24 protein-coding genes and 1 pseudogene are annotated in these 23,891 nt (G+C 67.5%); 12 read left to right on the top strand and 13 right to left on the bottom strand.

What is annotated here, in order from left to right; all coding sequences use genetic code 11:
• A complete protein-coding gene (locus AC1DFC_RS02155; protein WP_007829466.1) occupies positions 1 to 1,383 on the bottom strand; it encodes a phosphomannomutase/phosphoglucomutase in 1,383 nt (460 codons plus the stop codon).
• Between the two features lie 111 nt (positions 1,384 to 1,494).
• Between AC1DFC_RS02155 and AC1DFC_RS02150 the strand changes: the two genes are divergently transcribed.
• From AC1DFC_RS02150 to AC1DFC_RS02140, 3 genes are read left to right on the top strand one after another with little or no spacing between them, the layout of a single operon-like run.
• Positions 1,495 to 3,099: a DNA-3-methyladenine glycosylase 2 family protein gene (locus AC1DFC_RS02150; RefSeq protein ID WP_478178620.1), complete on the top strand. Its 1,605-nt coding sequence runs from the start codon at positions 1,495 to 1,497 to the stop codon at positions 3,097 to 3,099.
• Between the two features lie 6 nt (positions 3,100 to 3,105).
• The gene (locus AC1DFC_RS02145) at positions 3,106 to 3,603 is read left to right on the top strand and encodes a methylated-DNA--[protein]-cysteine S-methyltransferase (RefSeq protein ID WP_478178619.1); all 498 of its coding nucleotides are present in this window, start codon (positions 3,106 to 3,108) and stop codon (positions 3,601 to 3,603) included.
• Positions 3,604 to 3,632: 29 nt separating this feature from the next.
• On the top strand, positions 3,633 to 4,574 hold the full coding sequence (locus AC1DFC_RS02140; RefSeq protein ID WP_413331311.1) for a DMT family transporter: 942 nt from the start codon (positions 3,633 to 3,635) through the stop codon (positions 4,572 to 4,574).
• A 21-nt stretch (positions 4,575 to 4,595) separates the two neighbouring features.
• On the opposite strand, the gene AC1DFC_RS02135 is transcribed toward AC1DFC_RS02140, so the two are convergent.
• On the bottom strand, positions 4,596 to 5,258 hold the full coding sequence (locus tag AC1DFC_RS02135; RefSeq protein ID WP_478178618.1) for a DUF1345 domain-containing protein: 663 nt from the start codon (positions 5,256 to 5,258) through the stop codon (positions 4,596 to 4,598).
• Positions 5,259 to 5,464: 206 nt separating this feature from the next.
• On the opposite strand from AC1DFC_RS02135, the gene AC1DFC_RS02130 reads away from it, so the two are divergent.
• From AC1DFC_RS02130 to AC1DFC_RS02115, 4 genes and pseudogenes are all read left to right on the top strand, one after another.
• The gene (locus AC1DFC_RS02130) at positions 5,465 to 6,280 is read left to right on the top strand and encodes a hypothetical protein (protein ID WP_007829458.1); all 816 of its coding nucleotides are present in this window, start codon (positions 5,465 to 5,467) and stop codon (positions 6,278 to 6,280) included.
• A 41-nt stretch (positions 6,281 to 6,321) separates the two neighbouring features.
• A pseudogene (locus AC1DFC_RS02125) lies at positions 6,322 to 7,287 on the top strand (class I adenylate-forming enzyme family protein).
• Between the two features lie 143 nt (positions 7,288 to 7,430).
• Positions 7,431 to 8,267: a phosphate/phosphite/phosphonate ABC transporter substrate-binding protein gene (locus tag AC1DFC_RS02120; RefSeq protein WP_007829454.1), complete on the top strand. Its 837-nt coding sequence runs from the start codon at positions 7,431 to 7,433 to the stop codon at positions 8,265 to 8,267.
• A gap of 82 nt (positions 8,268 to 8,349) precedes the next feature.
• Positions 8,350 to 9,054: a glutathione S-transferase N-terminal domain-containing protein gene (locus tag AC1DFC_RS02115; protein ID WP_007829451.1), complete on the top strand. Its 705-nt coding sequence runs from the start codon at positions 8,350 to 8,352 to the stop codon at positions 9,052 to 9,054.
• 8 nt (positions 9,055 to 9,062) lie between these two features.
• Here the strand turns inward: AC1DFC_RS02115 and AC1DFC_RS02110 are convergent, their stop codons facing one another.
• The 4 genes from AC1DFC_RS02110 to nthA all read right to left on the bottom strand — a co-directional run bounded on the left by AC1DFC_RS02110 (position 9,063) and on the right by nthA (position 12,244).
• Positions 9,063 to 10,313: a glutamate carboxypeptidase gene (locus AC1DFC_RS02110; RefSeq protein ID WP_042672818.1), complete on the bottom strand. Its 1,251-nt coding sequence runs from the start codon at positions 10,311 to 10,313 to the stop codon at positions 9,063 to 9,065.
• Between the two features lie 167 nt (positions 10,314 to 10,480).
• Positions 10,481 to 10,849: a nitrile hydratase accessory protein gene (locus tag AC1DFC_RS02105; RefSeq protein WP_007829434.1), complete on the bottom strand. Its 369-nt coding sequence runs from the start codon at positions 10,847 to 10,849 to the stop codon at positions 10,481 to 10,483.
• A 61-nt stretch (positions 10,850 to 10,910) separates the two neighbouring features.
• Positions 10,911 to 11,576, bottom strand: a complete 666-nt coding sequence (gene nthB / locus AC1DFC_RS02100) for a nitrile hydratase subunit beta (protein WP_413331313.1) — start codon at positions 11,574 to 11,576, stop codon at positions 10,911 to 10,913.
• A complete protein-coding gene (gene nthA, locus AC1DFC_RS02095) occupies positions 11,573 to 12,244 on the bottom strand; it encodes a nitrile hydratase subunit alpha (protein ID WP_413314722.1) in 672 nt (223 codons plus the stop codon). The genes nthB and nthA overlap by 4 nt, the downstream gene beginning before the upstream one ends.
• 70 nt (positions 12,245 to 12,314) lie before the next feature.
• Here nthA and AC1DFC_RS02090 point away from each other — a divergent pair, with 70 nt between their 5' ends.
• The 3 genes from AC1DFC_RS02090 to AC1DFC_RS02080 all read left to right on the top strand — a co-directional run bounded on the left by AC1DFC_RS02090 (position 12,315) and on the right by AC1DFC_RS02080 (position 14,131).
• A complete protein-coding gene (locus AC1DFC_RS02090; protein WP_413331314.1) occupies positions 12,315 to 13,157 on the top strand; it encodes a thymidylate synthase in 843 nt (280 codons plus the stop codon).
• A 5-nt stretch (positions 13,158 to 13,162) separates the two neighbouring features.
• A complete protein-coding gene (locus tag AC1DFC_RS02085) occupies positions 13,163 to 13,687 on the top strand; it encodes a dihydrofolate reductase (protein WP_193386530.1) in 525 nt (174 codons plus the stop codon).
• Between the two features lie 204 nt (positions 13,688 to 13,891).
• Positions 13,892 to 14,131 (top strand): hypothetical protein, encoded by a 240-nt coding sequence (locus AC1DFC_RS02080; RefSeq protein WP_007829428.1) that lies wholly within the window; start codon positions 13,892 to 13,894, stop codon positions 14,129 to 14,131.
• 81 nt (positions 14,132 to 14,212) lie between these two features.
• Here the strand turns inward: AC1DFC_RS02080 and AC1DFC_RS02075 are convergent, their stop codons facing one another.
• The 6 genes from AC1DFC_RS02075 to AC1DFC_RS02050 are packed head-to-tail and all read right to left on the bottom strand — an operon-like array spanning position 14,213 to position 20,522.
• Positions 14,213 to 14,929 (bottom strand): GntR family transcriptional regulator, encoded by a 717-nt coding sequence (locus AC1DFC_RS02075; RefSeq protein WP_413314724.1) that lies wholly within the window; start codon positions 14,927 to 14,929, stop codon positions 14,213 to 14,215.
• 58 nt (positions 14,930 to 14,987) lie between these two features.
• A complete protein-coding gene (locus AC1DFC_RS02070) occupies positions 14,988 to 15,749 on the bottom strand; it encodes an aspartate/glutamate racemase family protein (RefSeq protein ID WP_413314726.1) in 762 nt (253 codons plus the stop codon).
• 23 nt (positions 15,750 to 15,772) lie between these two features.
• Complete coding sequence (gene hydA, locus AC1DFC_RS02065; protein WP_413314727.1) at positions 15,773 to 17,200, bottom strand: dihydropyrimidinase; 1,428 nt, start codon at positions 17,198 to 17,200, stop codon at positions 15,773 to 15,775.
• A gap of 48 nt (positions 17,201 to 17,248) precedes the next feature.
• On the bottom strand, positions 17,249 to 17,977 hold the full coding sequence (locus tag AC1DFC_RS02060; protein ID WP_413331315.1) for a maleate cis-trans isomerase family protein: 729 nt from the start codon (positions 17,975 to 17,977) through the stop codon (positions 17,249 to 17,251).
• A 5-nt stretch (positions 17,978 to 17,982) separates the two neighbouring features.
• Positions 17,983 to 19,176 (bottom strand): serine hydrolase domain-containing protein, encoded by a 1,194-nt coding sequence (locus AC1DFC_RS02055; RefSeq protein ID WP_007829421.1) that lies wholly within the window; start codon positions 19,174 to 19,176, stop codon positions 17,983 to 17,985.
• A gap of 32 nt (positions 19,177 to 19,208) precedes the next feature.
• Positions 19,209 to 20,522 carry an MFS transporter gene (locus tag AC1DFC_RS02050; protein WP_086012090.1) on the bottom strand — a complete coding sequence of 438 codons (1,314 nt, stop codon included), beginning with the start codon at positions 20,520 to 20,522 and terminating at the stop codon, positions 19,209 to 19,211.
• A 417-nt stretch (positions 20,523 to 20,939) separates the two neighbouring features.
• On the opposite strand from AC1DFC_RS02050, the gene xth reads away from it, so the two are divergent.
• Both xth and AC1DFC_RS02040 read left to right on the top strand, forming a co-directional pair.
• Positions 20,940 to 21,725: an exodeoxyribonuclease III gene (gene xth / locus AC1DFC_RS02045; protein WP_007829412.1), complete on the top strand. Its 786-nt coding sequence runs from the start codon at positions 20,940 to 20,942 to the stop codon at positions 21,723 to 21,725.
• Positions 21,726 to 21,728: 3 nt separating this feature from the next.
• Complete coding sequence (locus AC1DFC_RS02040) at positions 21,729 to 22,256, top strand: hypothetical protein (RefSeq protein WP_478178617.1); 528 nt, start codon at positions 21,729 to 21,731, stop codon at positions 22,254 to 22,256.
• Between the two features lie 102 nt (positions 22,257 to 22,358).
• Here the strand turns inward: AC1DFC_RS02040 and ntrC are convergent, their stop codons facing one another.
• Entirely contained in the window at positions 22,359 to 23,891 is a 1,533-nt protein-coding gene (gene ntrC, locus AC1DFC_RS02035; RefSeq protein ID WP_478178616.1) for a nitrogen regulation protein NR(I), read from the bottom strand.

Here is a 23,891-nt window from a genome sequence, read left to right as displayed (position 1 = left end):
TCAGTGGGACGCTTCGGCGAGCTTGGCGTCGGGCTTGGCCGTACGCAGCAGCGCGAGCATCTCGGTTTCGATGCGCTTCAACGCGGCATCGGTCTGGCCTTCGAAGCGAAGCACGAGCACGGGGGTGGTGTTCGATGCGCGGATCAGGCCGAAGCCATCTGGCCAGTCGACGCGCAGGCCGTCGATGGTCGAGACCTTGGCCGGGGCCGCGAAGCTCGCGCCCTTCACGAGCTTGTCGACCACGGTGTGCGGCTCGCCTTCGGCGCAGGGCACGTTCAGTTCGGGCGTCGAGAAGCTGGTGGGCAGCGCGTTGAGCACCTCGCTCGCGTTCGGGCTCTTGCTCAGGATTTCGAGCAGCCGGCAGCCCGCATAGGTGCCGTCGTCGAAGCCGAACCAGCGCTCCTTGAAGAAGATGTGGCCGCTCATCTCGCCGCCCAGCGGCGAATCGATTTCCTTCATCTTCGCCTTGATGAGCGAATGGCCGGTCTTGAAGATCATCGGCACGCCGCCCGCGGCCTCGATGGCCGGCGCCAGGCGCTGCGAGCACTTCACGTCGTAGACGATGGTGCCGCCCGGCACGCGCGACAGCACGTCCTGCGCAAAGAGTTGCATCTGGCGGTCGGGGAAGATGTTCTGGCCGTCCTTGGTGACGATGCCCAGGCGGTCGCCGTCGCCGTCGAAGGCCAGGCCCAGTTCGGCATCGCCCGCGGCCAGCGCGGCCATCAGGTCCTTGAGGTTCTCGGGCTTGCTCGGATCGGGATGGTGGTTGGGGAAGTCGCCGTCGACTTCGCTGAACAGTTCGGTCACCTCGCAGCCGATGGCGCGGAAGATGGCCGGGGCCGATGCACCCGCGATGCCGTTGCCCGAATCGACCACGATCTTCATCGGGCGTGCCAGCTTGATGTCGCCGGCAATGCGCTTCACGTAGGCCTCGGTCACGTCGACCTTGCGCACGCTGCCGCCGGGGGCGAGTTGCGCGGTGCCGGCTTCCATGGTCTTGCGCAGGCCCTGGATCTCGTCGCCGTAGATCGCGCGCCCAGCCAGCACCATCTTGAAGCCGTTGTAGTCCTTGGGGTTGTGGCTGCCGGTGACCTGGATGCCGCTCGTGCACAGCGTGTGGGCCGCGAAGTACAGCATCGGGGTGGTGACGGCGCCCACGTCGATCACCTCGACGCCGGTGGCGACGAGGCCCTTGATCAGCGCCTCGGCCAGCACGGGGCCCGACAGGCGGCCATCGCGTCCCACGGCCACGGACTTCTCGCCGGCGGCGCGGGCGGCGCTGCCGAAGGCCCGGCCGAGCGCTTCGGCCACCTCCGCATCGAGAGTGACGGGCACGACGCCGCGAATGTCATAGGCCTTGAAGATGGACGCGCTGAGCTGCATGAAAGGCGTTTCCCTGTTGGTTTTTGGAACGAGGCATTGTAGGCAAGGCTCCGGGCGCCCACATGTCCGAAAACGGCCAGTTGAAACGAGTCGAAACCGTATCATTTCCCCATGCCCACCAGCCACACCTCCACCGAAGCGCTCGAGAGCGACGCCTGCTACCTGGCGATGAAGACGCACGATGCGCGCTTCGACGGGTCGTTCTTCACCGCCGTGACCTCCACCGGCATCTATTGCCGCCCGGTCTGCCGCGTCAAGCTGCCGCGGCGCGAGAACTGCCGGTTCTTCCGCCACGCGGCGCAGGCCGAGGCCGCGGGCTTTCGCCCCTGCCTGCGCTGCCGGCCCGAACTCGCGCCGCGCGCGGCCACCTGGTCGACCGAGGACGCCTCTCGCATCCTCGCGCTGCAGGCGGCACGACTGATCGACGAGCCCGACGCGTGGTCGGAGGACGGCCCGGGCGCGGCGCAGATCGCGGCGCGGCTCGGCGTGAGCGACCGCCACCTGCGGCGCATCTTCGAGGTGCAGTTCGGCGTGTCCCCGCTGCAGTACCTGCAGACGCGCCGGCTGCTGGCCGCCAAGCAGCTCATTGCCGACACCCGCCTGCCGATGACGCAGGTGGCGCTGGCCAGCGGCTTCGCGAGCGTGCGGCGCTTCAATGCGGCCTTCCTCGAACACTACGGCCTGAACCCGAGCGCCCTGCGGCGCGCCGGCGGCGCCACGGCCGAGGGCGGCGAAGGCAGGGCCATCGAGGTACGGCTGGGCTTTCGTCCGCCTTATGACGCCAACGCCATGCTCGGCTTCTTCGCGCGCCGTGCGCTGCGCGGCGTCGAAGTCGTCTCGACATCGGACGGCAAGGAGCCCGCCAAGGGCAGCACGCCCACTTACGTGAAGCTCACCCGCACGCTGCGCATCCAGCAGGGCGGACAGGCGCACGCAGGCTGGCTGCAGCTGCGCTTCGACCTCGAGCGCGAACAGGTGCTGCTGTCGATCAGCGATTCGCTGGCCGCGGTACTGCCGATCGTCATCAGCCGCGCCCGCGCGCTGTTCGACCTCGACGCCGAGCCGATGGCCATCAATGCGGCGCTGCATGCGGCCTTTCCGCATGGCGACGGACTGCGCGTGCCCGGCGCGGTCGACGGCTTCGAGCTGGCGGTGCGTGCGGTGCTGGGCCAGCAGATCACGGTGGCCGCAGCGCGCACGCTGGGCTCGCGGCTGGTCGAGGCCTTCGGCGAGCCGCTTGCGACGCCCGTCGAAGGACTGGATCGCCTGTTTCCCACGCCCGTGGCCATTGCCGACGCGAGCGGCGACGCACTGGGCCAGCTCGGCATCGTGCGCCAGCGGCAGACGGCGCTGCACGCCATCGCGCGCGAGGTCGCGGCCGGCAAGCTGGCGCTGCATGCGGGCGCGGATGTGCCCTCGACCATCGCCGCGCTGCAGGAGCTGCCCGGCATCGGCGCGTGGACCGCGCAGTACATCGCCATGCGCGCGCTGCGCTGGCCCGACGCCTTCCCGGCCGGCGACGTTGCGCTGCAGAAGGCGCTGGGCGTGACCACCGCGCGCGCGGCCAGCGAGGCCTCGCAAGCCTGGCGGCCGTGGCGCAGCTATGCGGTGCTGCGGGCGTGGCACGCGCCCTCTTCTCCTTCTCCTGCCGTGGCCGCCACCGACGTGGCGATCACGGAATCCCCTCTCATCACTACGGCAGGCCTCACCGCCTGAAATGTCATGAAGTTCAAGAGCAAAGTCATCTACACCTCGCACATCGACACGCCGCTCGGCGGCATCACGATGGCGGCCACCGACCGGGGCCTGGCCGGCGTCTGGTTCGACCAGCAGCGCCACTGGCCCGACACCGCGGGCTGGATCACGAAGGACGACCATCCCGCGCTCGCCGAGGCGGCCGCCCAGCTGCGCGACTACTTCGCCGGCAAGCGCGAGCGCTTCGACATGAAGCTCGACCTGTCGCACGGCACCGCCTTCCAGCAGAGCGTGTGGCAGGAGCTGCTGGCCATTCCGGCCGGCGCCACCACGAGCTACGGCAAGCTGAGCATGAACGTGGGCAATCCGGCCGCGGTGCGCGCGGTGGGCGCAGCCGTGGGGCGCAACCCGATCAGCGTGATCGTGCCTTGCCACCGCGTGCTCGGTGCCGACGGTTCGCTGACCGGTTACGCTGGCGGGCTCGAACGCAAGACCGCCCTGCTCGAACTCGAGGGAGCGCTCTGAGCATCCACAAGAAGCAGAGCGAAAGACGCATGACCCCTACGAACAACAACATCGCCGCCACCAAGCCCCTTGCACCCAGCGCCTGGCTCATCGACCTCGTGCTGCTGGGCGCGCTCTGGGGCGCGTCTTTCCTCTTCATGCGCATCGGCGCGGCGGAGTTCGGTGCGCTGCCGACGGCGGCGGTGCGGGTGGCGATCGCCGCGCTGTTCCTGCTGCCCATCGCACTGCTGCGCGGCCAGGGGCCATCCCTGGCGAAGCACTGGAAGGCCAGCTTCACGGTCGGCGTCTTCAATTCGGGCATGCCGTTCGCGCTGTTCTGCTTCGCGCTGCTGACCATCAACACCGGCCTGGCCGCCGTGCTCAACGCCACCACGCCGATGTTCGGCGCGCTCGTGGCGTGGGCCTGGTTCCGCGAGCGCCCGAACGGATCGCGCCTCATCGGTCTCGCGATCGGCTTTGCCGGCGTCGCCATGCTCGCGAGCCGCAGCGCCGGCCTGCATGCGGGCGCCAGCGGGCATGCCGCGCTCCTCGCGGTACTGGCCTGCCTAGGCGCATGCCTGTGCTACGGCATCTCGGCCAGCGCCACGCGCGCTCACCTGGGCGGCGTGCCCGCGCTGACCACCGCCACCGGCAGCCAGATCGGTGCCACGCTGTTCCTCGCCATTCCCGCCTTCTGGCTCTGGCCCGCGCAGATGCCCAGCCTGCGCGCGTGGCTGGCGCTGCTGGCGCTGGGCATCGCCTGCACGGGCGTCGCCTACATCCTGTTCTTCCGTCTGATCGAACGCGCCGGGCCGGCCCGCGCGCTGACCGTGACCTTCCTGGTGCCGGTGTTCGCGCTGTTCTACGGCGCGGTGTTCCTCGGGGAAAACATCACGCAGTGGATGCTGATCTGCGCGGGCGTCATCGTCTGCGGCGTGGCGCTGTCGAGCGGCATCGTCAAGCTGGGCCTGCCGCGCAGGGCCTCGGCCTGAGCGTGTTTTCTTGCGGGGCGCCTACACGGCACCCGCGACGACGTTCACCGAGAGCGCCAGCACCATCATGTTGAACGCGAAGGCCAGCACGCTGTGCAGCAGCGTGATGCGCCGCATCTCCTTCGACGTCGCCTGCACGTCGGACACCTGCGAGGTCATGCCGATCACGTACGAGTAGTAGAGAAAGTCGAAGTAGTCGGGGGCGTCGTGCCCGCCCGGAAAATCGAGCCCGCCGTCAGGAGTACCGTCCCGCTGGTCGATGTAGTAGCGGTGCGCATAGTGAAAGGCATAGATGGTGTGCATCGTCAGCCACGACCCTGCCAGCGCCACCAGGCCCAGCGCGACATGCGCCGCGCGCTCCCAGCCGCTCAGCCCCTTCACCTGCTGCAGCAGCATCGCGATGGCCACCACGCTCATGCCCACCACCATCAGCATCGAGACCAGGATCACCACATTGGGCTGGTCCAGCGACTGGGCGCGCTCGCGCGTGCGCTTCGCATCGAAGGTGTCGGCCAACCACCACGACAGCAGCTGGAAGACCCCCACGCCCACGCACCATCCGGCCAGCCCGCGCGCCATGCCGCTCATGGGCAGCGGCATCAGCGCGGCCGCAACGGCGCAGCCGGTGGCCGCGCCGTAGAGAAGACGCTGGGGACCGGTGGTGGTGGAAAGATGTCGGCGCATGGGCGAGCACTGTAGCGCCGTAGCGTAGAAGGAGTCCTACAAGTACAGCGGCATTCCGCGCATCGGGAAAGCTCACGCGCGCCACTAGGGTTCTCGCTGTTCAAGGGAGCTTCGCCCGGAAGCACAGCGCAAGGCCTCAGGCCTGCGCCATTTCATCGCGTGCCCGCGGCATCCATTTCCCATCCGGGTCACCAAGGATTTCATCCATGCTGCTGCTCCGCCCTCGCCCCGCTTTCGGCGCACTGTTCGGCTCCGGCCTCCTGCTTGCCGCCGCGCCGGCTCTGGCCGATCCCTCGCCCGCGCTCGACCGGTTCAGCTTCTCGGTCGGTGCCTTCAGCGCCGATCCGAAGTTCAACGCCTCGGTCAGCACGCCGTATGGCACGCTGCAATCTGGCGACATCAAGCCGGGCCGCGTGACCATGCCGCGCATCACGGCCGACGTGCTGATCGGCGACAGCCACGGAATCTCGTTCGACTACTACCAGTACCGGCGCGACTACTCCGGCGGCGTCGCGAACACCACGTCCCTGGGCAACTTCGGTTCGCTGAATACTTTCGGCAACGCCACCGTCAACACCAAGCTCGACTTTGCCAAGCTCTCGTACAAGTGGTGGATCGGCTCGGGCAACACCGTGCTCGGCCTGGGCGCCGGTGCCGCCTACTACCGTGCGACGCTCGGCGCGACTGCGCTCGCCGGGGTGAACGGACAGGTCAGAACGCTGAACGAAAGCTCCAGCGACAACGCCGTGGCGCCGCTGCTCGAAGTGGGCGTGCGCCACGCCATCACGCCGGACCTGCGGCTGTTCGCCGACGCCTCGGGCGTGTGGAAGAGCAGCGGCCGCTTCCACGGCAACATCTACAACGCCTCCGCCGGCGTCGAGTGGTTCCCGGTGAAGAACGTGGGCCTGGTGCTCGCCTATGGCCTGACGAACATCGACCTGACGCGCGAGAGCGGCTCTGCCGATTCGCGCTTGAAGGTCCGCCTGCAGGGGCCTTCGGCTTTCCTCAAGGCACGCTTCTAGGCCCTGGGGCGTTCTGCGTGTAGCCAGTCTTCGCAAGCGCGGTGCGGCGGCCAGCCTTGGGGCTGCGCCCATCACCGAAGAACGGAGACACAGAGCATACCTGCAGCCCCCACCGGCCTCGCGCCGCCGCAGTTCCATCCGCGCATCTCGCGCAGGGACCTCACACGCTGCCCGAAGTGCCCATCGACAGCACACAGCTTGCGCGCATCATGTACATCAGCGGCACCACTGGGCGCCAGAAGGGCGTGATGCATTCGCATGCGTCGGTGCACTCGGTGCTGCTGAGCAACATGATCGAATGAGGCAGCAGCCCCGAGCGCGCCGACGTGTGGAGCTGCGTGCTGCCGCTGTTCCATTGCGGCCAGCACACGGTGCTGATGTCGGCGCTGGCGGTGGGCGGCGCGCTCGTCGTGCTGCGCGGCTTCGACCCCGGCGCGGTGCTCGCCGCCATTGAGCGCCACCGGATCACGGTGATGGTCGGCCTGCCGATGATGTACGGTGCGCTCCTCGCGCAGCCGCAGCGCGCCGCGCGCGACCTGTCGAGCCTGCGGCTGTGCGTCTACGCGATGGCGCCGATGTCGCGCACGCAGTTGCTGCGCCTGCTCGACGGGTTCTGCCCCAACTTCGCACTCGTCTCGGGCCAGACCGAGATGTACCCCGGCGCCACCATCTTCGAGGTGCAGGAGCAGCGCAAGCGCTTCGGCTCGTATTGGGGCGTGGGCACGCTGGTGAACGAGGTCGCCGTGATGGGCGATGAGGGCGACCTGCTCGGGCCGGAGCAGGTCGGCGAGATCGTCTTTCGCGGACCCAACGTGATGCTGGACTACTACAAGGACCCGGAGGCGACGGCGAACGCGCAGCGCTTCGGCTGGCACCACTCGGGCGACCTGGGCAAGTTCGACGCCGATGGGCAGCTGGTCTTCCTCGACCGGCCGAAGGACATGGTGAAGTCGGGCGGCGAGAACGTGCCGTCGATCAAGGTCGAGGAAGTGCTGCTGCGGGGCTGATCCTGCGATAGCGCCTCGCCCGGTCGGCCCGCGGGCCGCCGGAGTGTTGTTTCATCAGTGCTAACCCTGCGGTCCGGGCTTGTTCCTTCGAGTGGATGAATGTAATAATTTAGTTACAACACCACCCTCCGGAAAAAGTCCCCATGAAACACCGCGCCGCCCTCCATTCACCTGGCACCATCGCCCGCGGTACGGCCGCGCTGCTTCTCGCAACCTGCGCTTCGTCACACGCCTTTGTGATCGGTGTCAGCGAAGGCGTGAGCTACAACGTGTCCGACGCGCAGGTCACCGCCCGCTTCGAGCCCATCGCCGAGGTGCTGTCGAAGGCGCTCAAGCAGCCGGTGACGATCAAGATCCTCAATTCGTACAACGGTGCGCGCGACGCGCTGAAGCAGCAGCAGGTCGACTTCGCCTTCGTGCACCCGTCGCACGTGGCGCTCGGCGCCATCAAGGGCGGGCAGTACAGCGCATTCGCCTGGACCACCGGCTACACCGACTACAAGGTGTCCTTCCTGTGCAAGGAACAGCAGCCGATCTCCGACTGGAAGAGCGTGGCCGGCAAGCAGCTGGTCATGCCCGACGCCGACTCGATCACCGCGGTGATCACGCGCGCGATGCTGCGCGAGCAGGGACTGCAGGGCACCGCGGTCAAGGTCACCAACACGCGCTTCCAGGAGGCCGTGCCCTTCTACGTGCAGAACGGCTTTGCAGCCTACGGTGCAACGGCAGCCTCCGGCGTGATCAAGACCTGGAAAGACGGCGGCGGCAAGGTCTGCGCGGAATCGCGCGCAGTGCCGATCAAGCAATGGCTCGCGTCGCGCAAGCTCGATGCGGCCACGGTGAACGCGGCGCGCGATGCGCTGCTGAGCCTGGCGCAGACCGACGCCGGCAAGCGCGCGCTCGCTGCGTCCACCTATGTCGGCTTCGTCACGCCTTCGTCCGACGTCGAGTCCTCGCTGATGAGCTGGCTGGGGATCTGAGGGGCAAGGCCGTACGCGCACGCCGCCTGCCCGGCCCGGGCAGAATCCGGCGCTTGCCGTCTCCCTCCCAAGGACTCCCTCCATGACCGATCTCTCGAGCTTTCCCATCACGAAAAAATGGCCCGCGCAGCATCCTGACCGGCTGCAGCTGTACTCGCTGCCCACGCCCAACGGCGTGAAGGTGTCGATCATGCTGGAGGAGACCGGCCTGCCGTACGAGCCGCACCTCGTGAGCTTCGAGACCCACGACCAGACGTCGTCGGCATTCCTGTCGCTCAACCCGAACAACAAGATCCCGGCCATCCTCGACCCCAATGGCCCGGGCGGCAAGCCGCTGGCGCTGTTCGAATCGGGCGCCATCCTCATGTACCTCGCCGAGAAGACCGGCAAGTTCATTCCGCAGGACGCCGCCGGCCGCTACGAAACCCTGCAGTGGGTGATGTTCCAGATGGGCGGCATCGGCCCGATGTTCGGCCAGCTCGGCTTCTTCAACAAGTTCGCCGGCAAGGACTATGAAGACAAGCGCCCGCGCGACCGCTACGTGGCCGAATCGAAGCGCCTGCTCGGCGTGCTCGACAAACGCCTGTCGGACCGCGCGTGGATCGTGGGCGACAGCTACACCGTCGCCGACATCGCCACCTTCCCGTGGGTGCGCAACCTGATCGGCTTCTACGAGGCAGCGGACCTCGTGGGCTTCAAGGATTTTCCGAACGTGGCGCGCGCGCTCGAAGCCTTCGTGGCGCGCCCCGCCGTGGTGGCGGGGCTGGGCATTCCGAAGCGCGGCTGAGCGCCTGCTCAGTTGGCGCTCAGGTCCATCAGCATGCGCGACAGCAGGTAGAGGCGCGGCACCACGCTCTCTACCTCCGCATATTCCTCCGGCGTGTGGATGCCGCCACCCACGATGCCGAAGCCATCGAGCACCGGCACGCCGACGCCTGCCACCAGGCTCGCATCGGCCGCGCCGCCGCTGCTCTCGATGGTGAGCTTCTTGCCGATCTCGCCGTAGATGCCTTCGGCCATGCGCACCAGCTTGTCGGACGCGGGCGAACGCGGCATCGGCGGCAGGCCGCGGATCAGTCGCACGCGCACCTCGGTCTCGGGGATCAGCTTGTTCTGCGAGATGCGGACCAGGTCTTTCTCGACGCGGTCGAGCTCCTCGGGCGTGGCCGCGCGCACGTCGCCCTTGGCGCTCGCGGTCGCCGGAATCACGTTGGTCGGTCCATTGGCCGTGAGCACCGTGAAGTTGACCGTGGTCTTCTTCGCGGCATCGGCCGTCTTCGACAGCTGCAGCACCTGGTGCGCCACTTCCATCGCCGCATTGCGGCCGGCCTCGGGCGCCACGCCCGCGTGAGCGGCCAGCCCCTTCACCTCGACGAGCGCGGTGGCCGAGCCCTTGCGCTCGACCACGAGGCCATCGGCCGGTCGGCCCGGCTCCAGGTTCAACGCCACGTCGTGCTGCTTGGCGATGCGCTCGATCAGCGCGCTGGTGCCGACGGAGCCGACCTCTTCGTTGGTGTCGAGCAGGAAGGTGATCTGCCCGTAGTCCTGGAAGCCGACCTGCTTGAGGATCTTCAGCGCATAGAGCCCGGCGATCACGCCGCCCTTGTCGTCCATCACGCCGGGGCCGTAGGCGCGGCCATCCTTGATGTAGAAGGGCTTGGCCGCGGCCGTGCCCTCCTTGAAGACGGTGTCCATGTGCGCGAGGATCAGGATCTTCTTCTTGCCCTGCCCTGTCAGCGTGGCCACCACGTTGGTGCCGGGATGCGGATCGGCCGGAAAGGTCTCGATGCGCGCGCCGAGCTTGCGCAGCTCTTCCACCGCCATCTCGCGGACCTTGTCCAGGCCCGCCGTGTCGGCCGAGCCGGAGTCGATGTTGACCATGCGCTCCAGCATCTTCAGCGCCTCGTCCTTGCTTTGCGTGGCGGCGTCGAGCACGCCCTGGTGCGGCTTCTGGGCCATGGCGTTGCCAGTCAGCAGGGCGCACGCGAGCGCGGTGCACTGGGCGATGGCGAGCATGTGGCGGCGAGCGGGAGTCCGGGATTTCATGGCCGAAGAAGCCGAAGCGGGATGGCGCGAGTGAGTCGTCATGTTGTCCGTTCTGTTGAAGGAATGTCGAGGAAAGCGCGGCAGGCTATCACCCGACTCGCGAACGGATCAAGCTCACGATGCGGGCGCTGCCGCACGCACTCTACAGACACTTCAGCCGGAAAAGTTCAACCCGGAAAGTCTTCCCCGCGCAGCTCGATCGGCTGCCCATGCGGCGTGCGGCCGGCCGCGTGCTCCCAGGCATGCCGGTAGCGGGCCAGTTCGTCGCCCGAGCTGGCGCCCTTGGCGGCCACGAGCTTCTCGAGCGCGGCCAGCCAGTGCAGGTAGTAGGTCTGGCCGGTGTCGGGGTCGCCCGCGGCCTGAGCCTCGGAGATCTGCGCCGCCAGCGCCTCGGCCCATTCGGGCCATGTGAAGAGGCCGCGCTCGTGCAGCGCCAGCGTCATCGCGAAGGCCTGGGCCTCCCATGGCGCGCTGAACACCGGCCCGTCCGCATCGCGCGGCATGCCGGGCGACAGCGGCATGCGCTCGCCGCTCATTGGAATACCTTCGTGCTTCGCACTGCGGTGCGAGCTTGCTTGGGGCGGCCCGGCGCGGCGCTCATGCCACGGCCTCCAGATAGCTCTCCCACGCATCCACCGACACCGAGAGGTTCTGGCGCGGCGCATCGTCGCCCCACAGTTCGGCTTCGTCGAACTCCACCGTGTAGAGCCACTGCGGCTGCTCGCCGAGCCCCTGCGCGTTGGTGTCTGCGAACACATGCGTGCCATGTACGTGAACGATGGTGCCGCGCTTGCCTTGCACATAGGCCGGCAGCCGCGTGTGATGGTCGAACTTGCCGAGGTGCATATGCACCTTCTGCCCCAGGGCAAAGCGGGCCGGTGCAGGCGCCGGCCGCTCGGCGGGCGAGCCTTTGGCGAGCACCGACTGCACATCGGCCGCGCGCAGCACGCGGGCCACGGGCGCGGCAGCATGGCTCACCTCGCCGCTGGCGATCTCGTCGGGAAAGAGCTGCCCGCGCTGCAGCATCAGCTGCTCCAGCGCGCGAAGCCAGATCTGGTAGTAGCTCAGCTCGCCATAGTCGGGCAGCGTCTCGCGCACGGAGCGGCTCGCGTCGATGTTCCACGAGCCCGTCGCGCCCATGGCCAGCACGAGCGCCAGCGCGCGCGGCTCCCAATCGGCATGAAAAAGCTCGCCCTCGGCTTCAGGCACCACCTTGCCGAAGCCGGGCTGTCCGCCGAGGTCGGCCTTCGTCGCGTAGCTCATGCGTCGCTCCCGGCTTCAACTGGTGCACCGGCCAGCCGCGTGCCGATCATCGAATCGCGTGAAACCAATGCGGCGAGCTCTTCTTCGCTCAGGCCTTCGGTGCCGGTGGGCCGCTGCGGGATGACGAGGTAGCGCACCTCGGCGGTCGAATCCCACACGCGGATGCGCGTGGTCTCGGGCAGGGTCACGCCGAAATCGGCGAGCACGCCGCGCGGGTCCTTCACCGCGCGCGAGCGGTACGGCGCGCTCTTGTACCAGGTGGGCGGCAGGCCCAGCACCGGCCACGGATAGCAACTGCACAGGGTGCACACCACCATGTGGTGCGTATCGCCGGTGTTCTCCACTGCCACCATGTGCTCGCCCTGCCGCCCCGTGTAGCCCAGCGAGGCGATGGCTGCCGTGGCGTCGGCCAGCAGCCACTGCCGGAAGGCCGGGTCGACCCAGGCCCGCGCCACCACCCTTGCGCCGTTGCGCGGGCCGATGCGGGTCTGGTAGGTGTCGATCAGCACGTCGAGCGCGCCCGGGTCGATGTAGCCCTTCTGCGCGAGCACGCTTTCGAGCGCACGCACGCGCAGGTCCATCTCGCCGAGTTCGCTGTGTTCGTGGTCATGATCGTGGCCGTGGTGGTGACCGTGGCCGCTGTCGTCGTGGGGGTGGTCTGCGCTCATTCCGGCGATGCTAAGCCCGGGCACTTAAAATTCGAAGCCTCCCGCCAGATCCTCCGGAAGCCTTTCGCCCATGACCTCCACGCCCGCCCGCCCCGTCCGCTCCCAGTACGAAGACTTCATGCGCCACGTCGACACGCATGGCGTCTTCAAGAGCGACCGCACGGGCACGGGCACCAAGAGCGTGTTCGGCCACCAGATGCGCTTCGACCTGAACGAGGGCTTCCCGCTGGTCACCACGAAGAAGGTGCACCTGAAGTCCATCATCCAGGAGCTGCTGTGGTTCCTGACCGGGTCGAGCAACAACAACTGGCTCAAGGAACGCGGCGTCACCATCTGGGACGAATGGGCGCGCGAGGACGGTGACCTGGGCCCGGTATACGGCGTGCAATGGCGCAGCTGGCCCACGCCCGACGGCGGCCACATCGACCAGATCGCCGACGTCATCAAGACGCTGAAGACCAACCCCGATTCGCGCCGCATCATCGTGAGCGCATGGAACGTGGCCGAGCTGTCGAAGATGGCGCTGATGCCCTGCCATGCCTTCTTCCAGTTCTACGTGGCGCCGCCGCAGGCCGAAGGCGAACGGGGCAAGCTCAGCTGCCAGCTCTACCAGCGCAGCGCCGACATCTTCCTGGGCGTGCCCTTCAACATCGCGAGCTACGCGCTGCTCACGCACATGGTGGCGCAGCAGTGCGACCTCGACTTGGGCGACTTCATCTGGACCGGCGGCGACTGCCACATCTACAGCAACCACGCCGAGCAGGTCGCGCTGCAGCTCAGCCGCACGCCCTACCCCTACCCCACGCTGAACATCAAGCGCAAGCCGGCGTCGATCTTCGAATACCAGTACGAAGACTTCGAGGTGCTGGACTACCGGCACGGCGATCCGATCAAGGCGCCCGTGGCGGTATGAGCGGAATGAGCAAGCCCCGCGTCAACCTCATCTTCGCGCGCGCCGCCAACGGCGTGATCGGCGCGAACAACACGATCCCCTGGCACATCCCGGAGGACATGGCGCACTTCAAGCAGCAGACCGTGGGCGCGCCGGTGATCATGGGCCGCAAGACCTGGGACTCGCTGCCGCCACGCTTCCGGCCACTGCCGGGCCGGCAGAACATCGTGGTGACACGGCAGCCCGGCTGGCAGGCCGACGGCGCGCTGCGCGCGGGCAGCCTGCAGGAGGCACTGTCGCTTTGCGAATCGTCATCGAAGGCCGACGCCGTATGGGTCATCGGCGGCGCGCAGATCTACGCCGAAGCCGAGCCGCTCGCGCAGCGCGCGGTCGTGACCGAGGTTGCGCGCAACTACGAAGGCGATGCCTATGCTCCGGATCTCGACGCAGCCGTATGGCGCGAGACGCAGCGCGAATCGCATGTCTCGGCCAAGGAAGGCCTGGGCTTCAGCTTCGTGACCTACGAGCGCATCGCATCCCCGAACGGATGAGCGGCGACAGTTTGGCCGGCCCTGACGCTCAACAAAAATAGTCGCCCGGTTACCAGAAACAAACTGGCACCTTCGTCGCCCCTTTCAGGGCGAAAGGAACACTTCGGTACACGCGTGTAAAGGCATGCGCGGCTCAGGGTTTAGACAACGCCAATTGTTTGTGCGCAAAATGTCGCTCCCGCCCTCAACCCAAGGAGACGGCTCATGTCCATGGAATTTCTTCGGGTCATCGCCGAGCAGAAATTGCCATACGTCATTCACACGCCGGCAGACATCGACAGGCTGCGCGTGCTGCGTGCGGCAGAGTTGGTGACGGCCTTCATTCCGCCCTCGGACCGCGCGCCCGATGCGCGCGCGATACGCCAGCTGGCCCAGGTCGAATCGATCACCGCCAAGGGCAAGCTGGCGCTCAACAAGGCCACGTCGGCATTCATCGAACTGTAGGAAGCCGCGCCTGCGGCGCATGAACGATGTCATTGAGCGTGCCAATTCCAGGGCGCACGGCTCGCCTGCACCGTTCCTGCTTCAGCTGAACACGCTTTCGAGGTCGACCTCTTCGGCGCTGTCGTCCAGCTTCAGGCTCTGCTCGATGTGGTCCAGGTGATGCAGCATCAGCTTCTCGGCGCGCTGGGCATCGCCGCGGTTCACGGCAGCGACGATTTCCTCGTGCTCGTCGGCGCGGCAACTGGTGGCCGTGGGGGCGTCGTACAGCGAGATGATCAGGCAGGTCAGCACCGACAGCTCGCGCATCGATCGCGCCAGAGCCGAGTTGCCGGCCAGTTCGGCCAGCAGCACATGGAACTCACCCGACAGGCGGACGATGGCGCGCTTGTCGTCGCGGCGTCGCGCGTCGGCCTCGAGCTCGATGTGGCGCTGCAGGCGCTGCTTCTTGGTGTCGTCGAGCGTACGGATGAGGCGGCGCAGCACGCCGGGTTCGATGAGGCGGCGCGCCTCGAACACGTCCTGCGCCTGCTCGATGGTGGGCTTGGCGACGAAGGCGCCGCGTTGCGGCACCAGCTCGACGATCTGCTCGTGAGCCAGCCGGGCCAGCACTTCGCGCACCTTGGCGCGGCTGGTCGCGAAGATCGTGGCCAGCCGGTCTTCCCCCAGCTTCGTGCCGGGCGCGAGACGGTGCTCGAGGATGGCTGCCGAGATCTTCTCGGCGATCTCCTCGACACTGTGTTCGCGGGCGTTGGCCGCGCCGTTCGCGCTGGTCTTGCGGGCTGGGGCTTTGGTGGACATCGGCGCCGATTCTATCGGCGGGCCCCCTACGCTGCAGAGCGCCACGGGACCCGCAACCTCAGCCCGTGCTGCGTCCGGCATCGCGCGCCAGCAGCCGCGCCAAGGCGTCTGGCAGCCCCTGGTTCGGCTTGATCGGCGGCGGCGCGAAACTGCCCCGGCGCGCCGGCGCAGGCGCCAGGGACACGAGCGTCTGGGCATGGCACACGGCGCTCGACACACCATCGACCACCGGCACCGGAATGCGGTCCTTGATCGAACGCGCCAGGCCCGCCAGCGGCGCGCCGGCGATGATGATCACATCCGCGCCGTCGTCCTCGATGGCCGACATGCACAACGCCTCCAGTCGCTGGCCGTGGTCGTCCTGCACGTGCCCGATGTCCTTGAGCGGACCGTCGAGACTGCGGATGCTCGCCAGCCGGTCGATCAGGCCGTTGGCCTGCACGCACTCGCGGTACCACGCCGTGATGCGCCGCGAGATCGCGACGATCGAGAAGCGCTTGCCCAGCAGGCACGCGCTCATCAGCGCGGCCTCGGTCAGGCCGACCACGGGGATGTCGAGCGCCTCGCGCAGGCCGTCGATGCCGGGGTCACCGAAGGCCGCGACCACGATGGCGTCGTGCCGCGCGTGGTGCTCCGCCGCGAGCGTAGCGGCGGCATAGGCGCCGATCAGCGATTCAAAGCGGGTCTCGATGTAGGCGACACCGAAGGGTGCGGTCAGCACCTCGATGCGCGTGTCGCGCGCGGCCGCACGCCGGGCTTCGGCCGCGATCAGGTCCGAGACGCTTTGCGAGGTGTTGGGGTTGATCAGCAGCAGGTTCATGGCAATGTCTCCAGGCGATTGGCTCAGGCCGGTCGGCGGCTCGGCAGCAAGGTGGGCTCGCCCCGGCGCAGGAATTCTCCGCGTCCGGCACGCGGATGGAAGCGTTCGCCGTCCCACACGACCTCGCCGCGCGCCAACGTTAGCGCCGGCCAGGCTTTCACCTCGATGCCCTCGTAGGGCGTGTAGTCGACGTCGTGGTGCAGATCAGCGTTGCGGATGGCGCGCGGCGTGGTGCCCCAGACCACGAGGTCGGCATCGGCGCCGACGGCGATCGTGCCCTTGCGCGGGTGCAGCCCGTAGGCCTTGGCGGGGTTGGTGGACGTCAGCTCGACGAACTTGTTGATGGTGATGCGCCCATCGAGCACGCCGTGCGAGAACAAGAGCGGCAGCCGCGTCTCGATGCCGGGAATGCCGTTCGGAATGTGGCGAAACGCCACCTCTTCGCCGCCGGGCTTCTTGCCCTCGGGTGCGTCGTAGCGGAACGGCGCATGGTCCGAAGAGAAGATCGTGAACAGCCCGTCCGACAGTCCGTTCCAGATCACCTGCTGGTTCTCGCGGTTGCGCGGCGGCGGACTGCAGACGCAGCGCGCGCCCTGATAGCTGTCGTCTAGCCCCAAGTCTTCGGCGGTCAGGAACAGGTACTGCGGGCAGGTCTCGGCGAACACGCTCAGGCCATGTGCGCGCGCCCAGCGGATCTGCTCGACGGCTTCGCGCCCGGACACGTGCACGATCATGATCGGCACGTCGACCAGTTCCGACAGCGCGATCGCGCGGTGCGTCGCCTCGCGCTCGACCAGCATCGGCCGCGCATGCGCATGAAAGCGCGGCGCAGTGCGTCCGCTGGCTTCGAGCCGCTTGGTCAGCCACTCGATGCAGTCGGCATTCTCGGCATGGATCATGGCCATCGCGCCCTGCTCCCTGGCCACCGCCAGCACGTCGAGGATCTGGCCGTCGTCCAGCTTCAGATCGTCGTAGGTCATGTAGATCTTGAAGGAGGTGTAGCCCTCGGCGATGAGCTGCGGCAGCTCATGCTTGAGTACTTCCTCGGTCGGGTCGCTCACGATCAGGTGAAAGGCGTGGTCCACGTGGGCGCGGCCTTCGGCGCGTTGGTGGTAGTCCTGCACGGCGGCGCGCAACGACTGGCCCTTGTGCTGCGCCGCGAACGGGATCACGGTGGTCGTGCCGCCGCAGGCCGCCGCGCGGGTGCCGGTGTCGAAGTCGTCGGCCATGCGCACCGGCGGCTCCATCGGCTGGTCGAGGTGGCAATGGGCGTCGACGCCGCCCGGCGTCACGTAGCGGCCGGCGGCATCGATCTCCTGCCGCCCCGGCGGCAGGCCGAGGCCGAGCTGCACGATGCGGCCGTCGCGGATGCCGATGTCCGAATCGAAGGTGTCGCTGGCGGTGGCAACGCGGGCGTTGCGCACCACGAGATCGAGGTCGCGGAAGGTCATGGTCTTTCTTTGCTTTTATGTCTGTGTCTGATGGTCGGTGGTGGCCGTTCAGGCCTTCGCGTCGAACAGCCGGCCCCAGCCCTTCACGGCGCTCGGATCGACGCCGACCGTCTTCAGCGCGCGCCAGACCACGGTGGCCACCGAGTCGTAGATCGGGATGCCTAGCTCGCGCTCCATTTCTTCGACCAGCTGCGCGCCGCTGAGGTTTGTGCACATGATGGTGATCGCGTCGGGGCGCTGTTGTGCCACCTCGCGCAGCATGCGGCGCAGCGTGTCGGGCTCGACCTCGCTGAACGCGAAGTTCACCGTCAGGTCCAGGTGGCGCTCGGCCACGCAGTCGATGCCGATGCCCGCGTAGTTGGCGACGATGCGCTGCTGCACGTCCTCGACATACGGCGACACCAGGCCCAGCGCGCGCGCGCCCTGCGCGGCCAGCAGTTCGTTGAGCGCCAGCACCGAGGTGGTGGCCGGGATACCGGTCGCCTCGGTGATGCGCGCGCACAGCGCCTGGTCTTTCTCGAAGCCGAGCCAGCTGGCCGAGGTGCCGCTCCAGCAGATCGTGTCCACGCGCGCGTCTGCCAGCAGCCGCGCGGCGTTGAGGATCTTGCTGTCGTCGAACTGGTTCAGCGAGGCGTCGCGCATCGAGATCTCGGTGACGGTGAAGCGCGAGAAATGCGCGGAGACGCCAGGCACGCCCGCGACCATCGCGCTGGTCAGCGGTTCGAGCGCGGTGTTCGAGGAAGGCGTCAGCACGCCGATGAGCTTTCGTTGCGTCATGGTCGTCAGAGCCGGGGGGTATCGGTCGGGTCGGCCGGTGCGCCGGGCTTGCCCTGGTGGTGGGCGGCCAAGTCGAGTTCGCGCGCCAGGGCCTTGCGGCGCGCGGGCGTCGGGCTCGCATGCGAGGCGTTGTCGAGCGCGGGCAGCACGAAGTCGTTGACCATGCGGCGGATCGCCAGCACGTTCTTCGACTCGCGCAGGCCGCCCTCGATGGGCAGCATGCTCGTCATGACGACCACCGCATTGCGCTGCGGCAGCGCCACGATGAACTGGCCCTTGAAGCCCATGGCATGCACCTCGGGCTCGGTGGCGACGATGTCGTTGATCCACCAGTACTGCCCGTACCAGGGCGCGGACGACGGCGCGGTCATGGTCCGCATCCAGGCCTGCGACGTGATCTGCCGATCGTTCCAGCGGCCGCCCGAGAGCACCAGCATGCCGAGCTTGGCCATGTCGACGGCGCGCAGCCGCAGACCCCAGCCGGAGGACACGAGCCCCTTGTCGTCCGCGCGCTCCCAGGCGTAGTGCACCATGCCCATCGGCTTGAAGATCTTCTGCTCGGCGAAGGCCTGCAGCGGCATGCCGGCATCGGCGCCCAGCGTGGCGCTCGCGAGGATGGGGTTGACGTCGGTGTAGTCGAAGGCCTCGCCGGGCGGGCGCCGGGGCGTGGTGCCGGCCGCGAGCTTCAGGCGGTCCGGCGCGCCGTAGTAGATCGGGTCGTCGGTCGGCTTGAAGTCGTAGAACAGGCCGGTCGACATCGACATCACGTGCCGCAGTTCGATGGCCTGCTTATCTGCGAGCGCGTCCTTCAGGTCGGGACGCGCCTTGGCCAGAATGGGCGCGATCTTCTCGTCGAGGCGTGAGCGGCCCTCGTCGATCAGCACGCCGGCCGCCAGCGCCGTGACGTTCTTGGTGATCGAGTACAGCTCGTAGTTGTGGTCGCGCGTAAGCCCCTGGCTGTAGCGCTCGAAGACCAGCTTGCCGTCCTTGACCACGAGGAAGCTGCGCACGTCGAGGTTTTCCTTGCGGATCCACTCCGACAGCCGCACCAGCGGCTGGGAGTCGACGCCCACGGCCTCGGGCACCGCAACGGCAATCCCGGGCTCGGCATCGACCGCCGGCTGGGCCAGGGCCGCGCCGGCGCAGGCAAGGTGCAGGGCAACCGCACCCGCCGCGAGACGAAGATGAGAAACAAACATGGGAGCGTCTCCTTCCGGTTCGGTTGCGTGCCTCAGACCGGCAGCTTCTTGCTGTAGTCGATCAGCATCGTCGAGCAGACGAACAGGCCGGCACCGGCCGCCGTGAACAGCATCAGCGCCATGAAGTACGAGCCGGTCGCCTGCACGATCAGGCCCACCACGATCGGCACGCCGATGCCCGCGACATTGCCGCCGAGGTTCATGGTGCCGCCGAGGAAGCCGACCCGGGCACGCGTGCCGAGGATCGACGGCACGCACCAGAACAGGCCGCACCAGCGCAGGAAGAACAGCGTCACCGACAGCAGCACGACCACGGCGACCGGGTCCTTGATCTGGGTCACCATGAAGATGGCGATGGTGGCGATGATCGACGAGATGCCGAACAGCGTGCGCAGCACCTTGCTCTGCGAGGCACCGGCCGCCTGCCACTTGTCGGCCAGCCAGCCGCCGAACATCTCGCCGACGAAGCCCGAGAAGAACATGATGAACACCGCGCCGCCCATCTGCTTGATGTCGAAGCCGTGCACCTTCGACAGGTAGTTGGGCATCCACGTGAGCAGGCCGTAGAACAGCGCGTTGAAGCACATCCAGCCGAAGAACATGCCCCACACCGAGCGGTAGCGGAAGAAGTCGAGCACCCGGCCGCTCGCGTCGGCCGACTCCTTGGCGGCGTCGGCAGCGTGGCTGGCCTCGATGTAGCGCGCTTCGGCCTCGTTCACACCGGGATGCTGGCGTGGATGGTTGCGGATGTAGCTCCAGGCGAAGTAGCCTGCCACCACGGTGCCGACGCCGGCGATGACGAACGCCAGGCGCCAGGACCCGAGCACGGCGATCAATGCCGAGATCAGGATCGCGCCCAACGCGGCACCCAGGGGGGCACCGCCGTCGAGCAAGGTGGCGCCGCGCCCACGTTCGGTCTGGGTCATCCAGATGCCGTTGAGCTTGCCGCCCGCGGGGTAGATCGGCGCCTCGGCCGCGCCCAGGCCCAGCCGCGTCAACAGCAAGGGAACCCAGCCCGTGCAGAGGGCAGCGATGGCCTGGAAGGCGCCCCAGCCCACGGTCGCGCCAGCGATGACGACGCGCGGGCCGAAGCGGTCAGCCAGCATGCCGCCCGGGATCTGCATCAGCGCATAGGTCCAGAAGAACGAACTGAGCAGCAGGCCCTGCACGGCCGGGCCGATGTCGAATTCCTTGGCGATCAGCGGCATGGCCACCGAAAGCGAGGCCCGGTCGATGTAGTTGATCGAGATCAGGAACAACATCATCAGGAAGATCTTCCAGCGCACCTTGGTGGGCTGGTGGGCGGCGTCGGGGGCTGCGGCGGTCGCCTTGGCGCCGTCCGTCATGGTGTTTTGCATCGGTTTGTCTCCTTGCAGTGGCACGGATGCCAGCCTGCAGGAAAAGGACCCGGCACGCTGGCGAACTTTGCAGTCGCGGGTCGGGCTGGTCCGGGCCAGTGCACCACCGAGGCTGTCGGGCGTAATCTAGGCTTTGTTGAAATTAACGTCAACATTATTGTTGACAATATTGTCGACGATAGTGGTAAGCACCTAGCAGCGGCGTCGCCCTGCGGTGCCGCTGCTGTTGCGCCCGCTTACCCGAGAAGCAATGGAAGTTCGAGTGCTTTTGCTAAGCTGACCAGTTGCATGCACGCCAACCGAGGCAAAGCGAAACGCCGAACGGGCACACCAAGGGGTGCAGGCTGCCAAAGACGCTCTGAAAATGATAAATTTTCATTTGAAATCAATGACTTACAATAATTTATGAAAATCGCCACCTGGAACGTCAACTCCCTCACCGCGCGCCTTCAGCACGTGCTCGACTGGCTCATCGCCAATCCGGTCGACGTGCTGTGCCTGCAGGAGCTCAAGATGACCGACGACAAGTTCCCGCTCGACGTGCTCAAGTCGGCCGGCTACGAAGCGGCGGTGTTTGGCCAGAAGACCTACAACGGCGTGGCGGTCCTCAGCCTTGCACCAATGCGCGACGTGGTGAAGAACATCGGTGGCTTCACCGACGACCAGTCGCGCGTGATCGCGGCCACCGTTGAAACGCCGTCGGGTCCGCTGCGTGTGGTCAACGGCTACTTCGTGAACGGCCAGGCGCCGGGCACCGACAAGTTCGAATACAAGCTGAAGTGGCTCGACGCGCTGCGAGACTGGCTGCGCCAGGAGATGGTGTCGAACCCGAACCTCGTGCTGCTGGGCGACTTCAACATCACGCCGGAAGACCGCGACAGCTTCGACCCGGTGGGCCTGAAGGAAACAATCCACCACACGACCGAGGAGCGCAACCATTTCAAGGCGCTGCTCGAACTGGGCCTGACAGACAGCTTTCGCATGTTCGAGCAGCCCGAGAAAAGCTATTCGTGGTGGGACTACCGCATGCTGGGCTACCAGAAGAATCGCGGGCTGCGCATCGACCACGTCCTGGTGAGCCAGCCGCTGGTGCCGCGCGTGAAGGGCTGCGTCATCGACCGCGTGCCGCGCAAATGGGAAAAGCCGAGCGACCATGCGCCGGTGGTGCTCGATCTGGACCAGGGGGCCTGACCGATGGCCGCGCCCATCCGCATCGCAGGCCGCATCGCATTGGCGGCCACCGCACTCGCGCTGTCCGCCTGCTCCCTCCTGAAGCCCACCGACAAGGCCGAAGGCGGTACGGGCGCCACCGCGACCGCCCCCGCCGGCGAGGCCGCGCCGGACGACCGCAACGTGCCCACCGTGCGCCTGATCACGGCACAAACGCCGGCCGTGCGAACGTACCGCAAGATCGGCGCGCGCCACATCTACAACAAGTACGCAAGCCGCATCTACAAGGGCAAGATACCGCCGCTGGTGTATGCGGTGGTGGTGGTCGAGACCGAGATCGACGCCACCGGGAAGGTAGTGAACGTCACGTTCAGCCGCACGCCGAGCCATGCGCCCGAAGTGCCGCCGATGATTGCCGAACTGATCAAGGCCACGTCGCCGCTGCCCAATCCGGGCAAGCTGGGCGGTCACACGTACGTTGACACCTGGCTCTGGGACAAGAGCGGGAAATTCCAGATCGATTCGTTGACGCTCGGCCAGCGCAGCAGGTAGCTTGGCACACCCCCTGCAGGGGGCGATACCGGCGGCCCGGCAAAACCGGTTCCGCGGCATCCCTGCTGGGGTCGCGTCGTAAGAAAGCCCCGAAGGGCCTTTTCATTCGATCCCGAGTTCCTGGATCTTTCGGGTGATGGTGTTGCGCCCGATGCCGAGCTTCTGCGCGGCCTCGATGCGGCGGCCTCGCGTGTTGGCCAGGGCCGTGAGGATCAGCCTCGACTCGAAGCGGCGCGTGAGCACGTCCCAGACGTCGGTGCGGCCCGCTGCCAGCAGCGCCTGCGCCTCGACCTCCAGGCCGCTTTCCCAACTGCTCACGCCTGCATGCGCTTCGGTGGATTCGGATACGGCGGGCACGGGCGCTGACTCACCGCTGGCCGCAATCGGCGGCGATGCGACGGGCTGGGCCATCGCAGCCGACGCGGCAGCCACGACTTCGGGCACGTGGGCCTCGGCGCCTGCGCCGACGGCCATCACCTCGGGCGGCAGGTCCTTCGCTTCGATCAGCTGGGCCGGTGCCATCACGGTCAGCCAGTGGCAGATGTTCTCGAGCTGGCGCACATTGCCCGGAAAGCTGAAGGCCGCGAGCCTGGCCAGCGCCGCGTCGGAAATGCGCTTGGGCTCGACGCCGAGCTGGCGCGCGCTCGCCTGCAAGAAGTGGCGCGTGAGCGCGGGCACGTCTTCGCCGCGTTCGCGCAATGCCGGCAGGCGCAGGCGGATCACGTTGAGGCGGTGGAACAGGTCTTCGCGGAAGCCGCCGAGCTTGACGCGCTGCTCCAGGTCCTGGTGGGTCGCGGCGATCACGCGCACGTTGGCCTTCACCGAGTTGTGGCCGCCCACGCGGTAGAAATGGCCATCGCTCAGCACGCGCAGCAGGCGCGTCTGCAGATCGAAGGGCATGTCGCCGATTTCGTCGAGGAACAGCGTGCCGCCCTCGGCCTGCTCGAAGCGGCCGCGGCGCATGGTCTGCGCGCCGGTGAAGGCGCCGCGCTCATGGCCGAAGAGTTCGCTCTCGAGCAGGTCCTTCGGGATGGCCGCGGTGTTGATGGCCACGAAGGGGCCGTTGGCGCGCGGCGAGTGCTTGTGCAGCGCACGCGCCACCAGTTCCTTGCCCGAGCCCGATTCGCCGGTGATGAGCACCGTGACGTTGCTCTGCGAGAGCCGGCCGATCGCGCGGAAAACGTCCTGCATGGCGGGCGCCTGGCCGAGCATCTCGGGCGCGGCGACCATGCGTTCTTCGGCGACTTCCTCGCGCTGGCTTTCGTCGACGGCGCGGCGGATGAGCTCGACCGCGCGCGGCAGGTCGAAGGGCTTGGGCAGGTATTCGAAGGCGCCGCCCTGGAAGGCCGAGACGGCGCTGTCGAGGTCTGAAAAGGCCGTCATGATGATGACGGGCAGGCCGGGATGTTTGGCCTTGATCTTGTCGAGCAGGTCGAGCCCGGAGCCGCCGGGCATGCGGATGTCGCTCACCAGGACCTGGGGACCTTGCTGATCGTCGTCGGCGGCCTGTTCGAGTGCTGCGAGCACCTCGCGCGTGTTCGTGAAACTGCGCGTGGGCAAGTCTTCGCGCAGCAGAGCCTTCTCGAGCACGAAGCGAATCGATTGGTCGTCATCAACTATCCAGATCGGCTTCAT

This window comes from Variovorax sp. 10L421, assembly GCF_056395365.1.
Note: the sequence above shows the minus strand (reverse complement) of the source record. Positions and strands in the feature narration are given on the sequence as shown.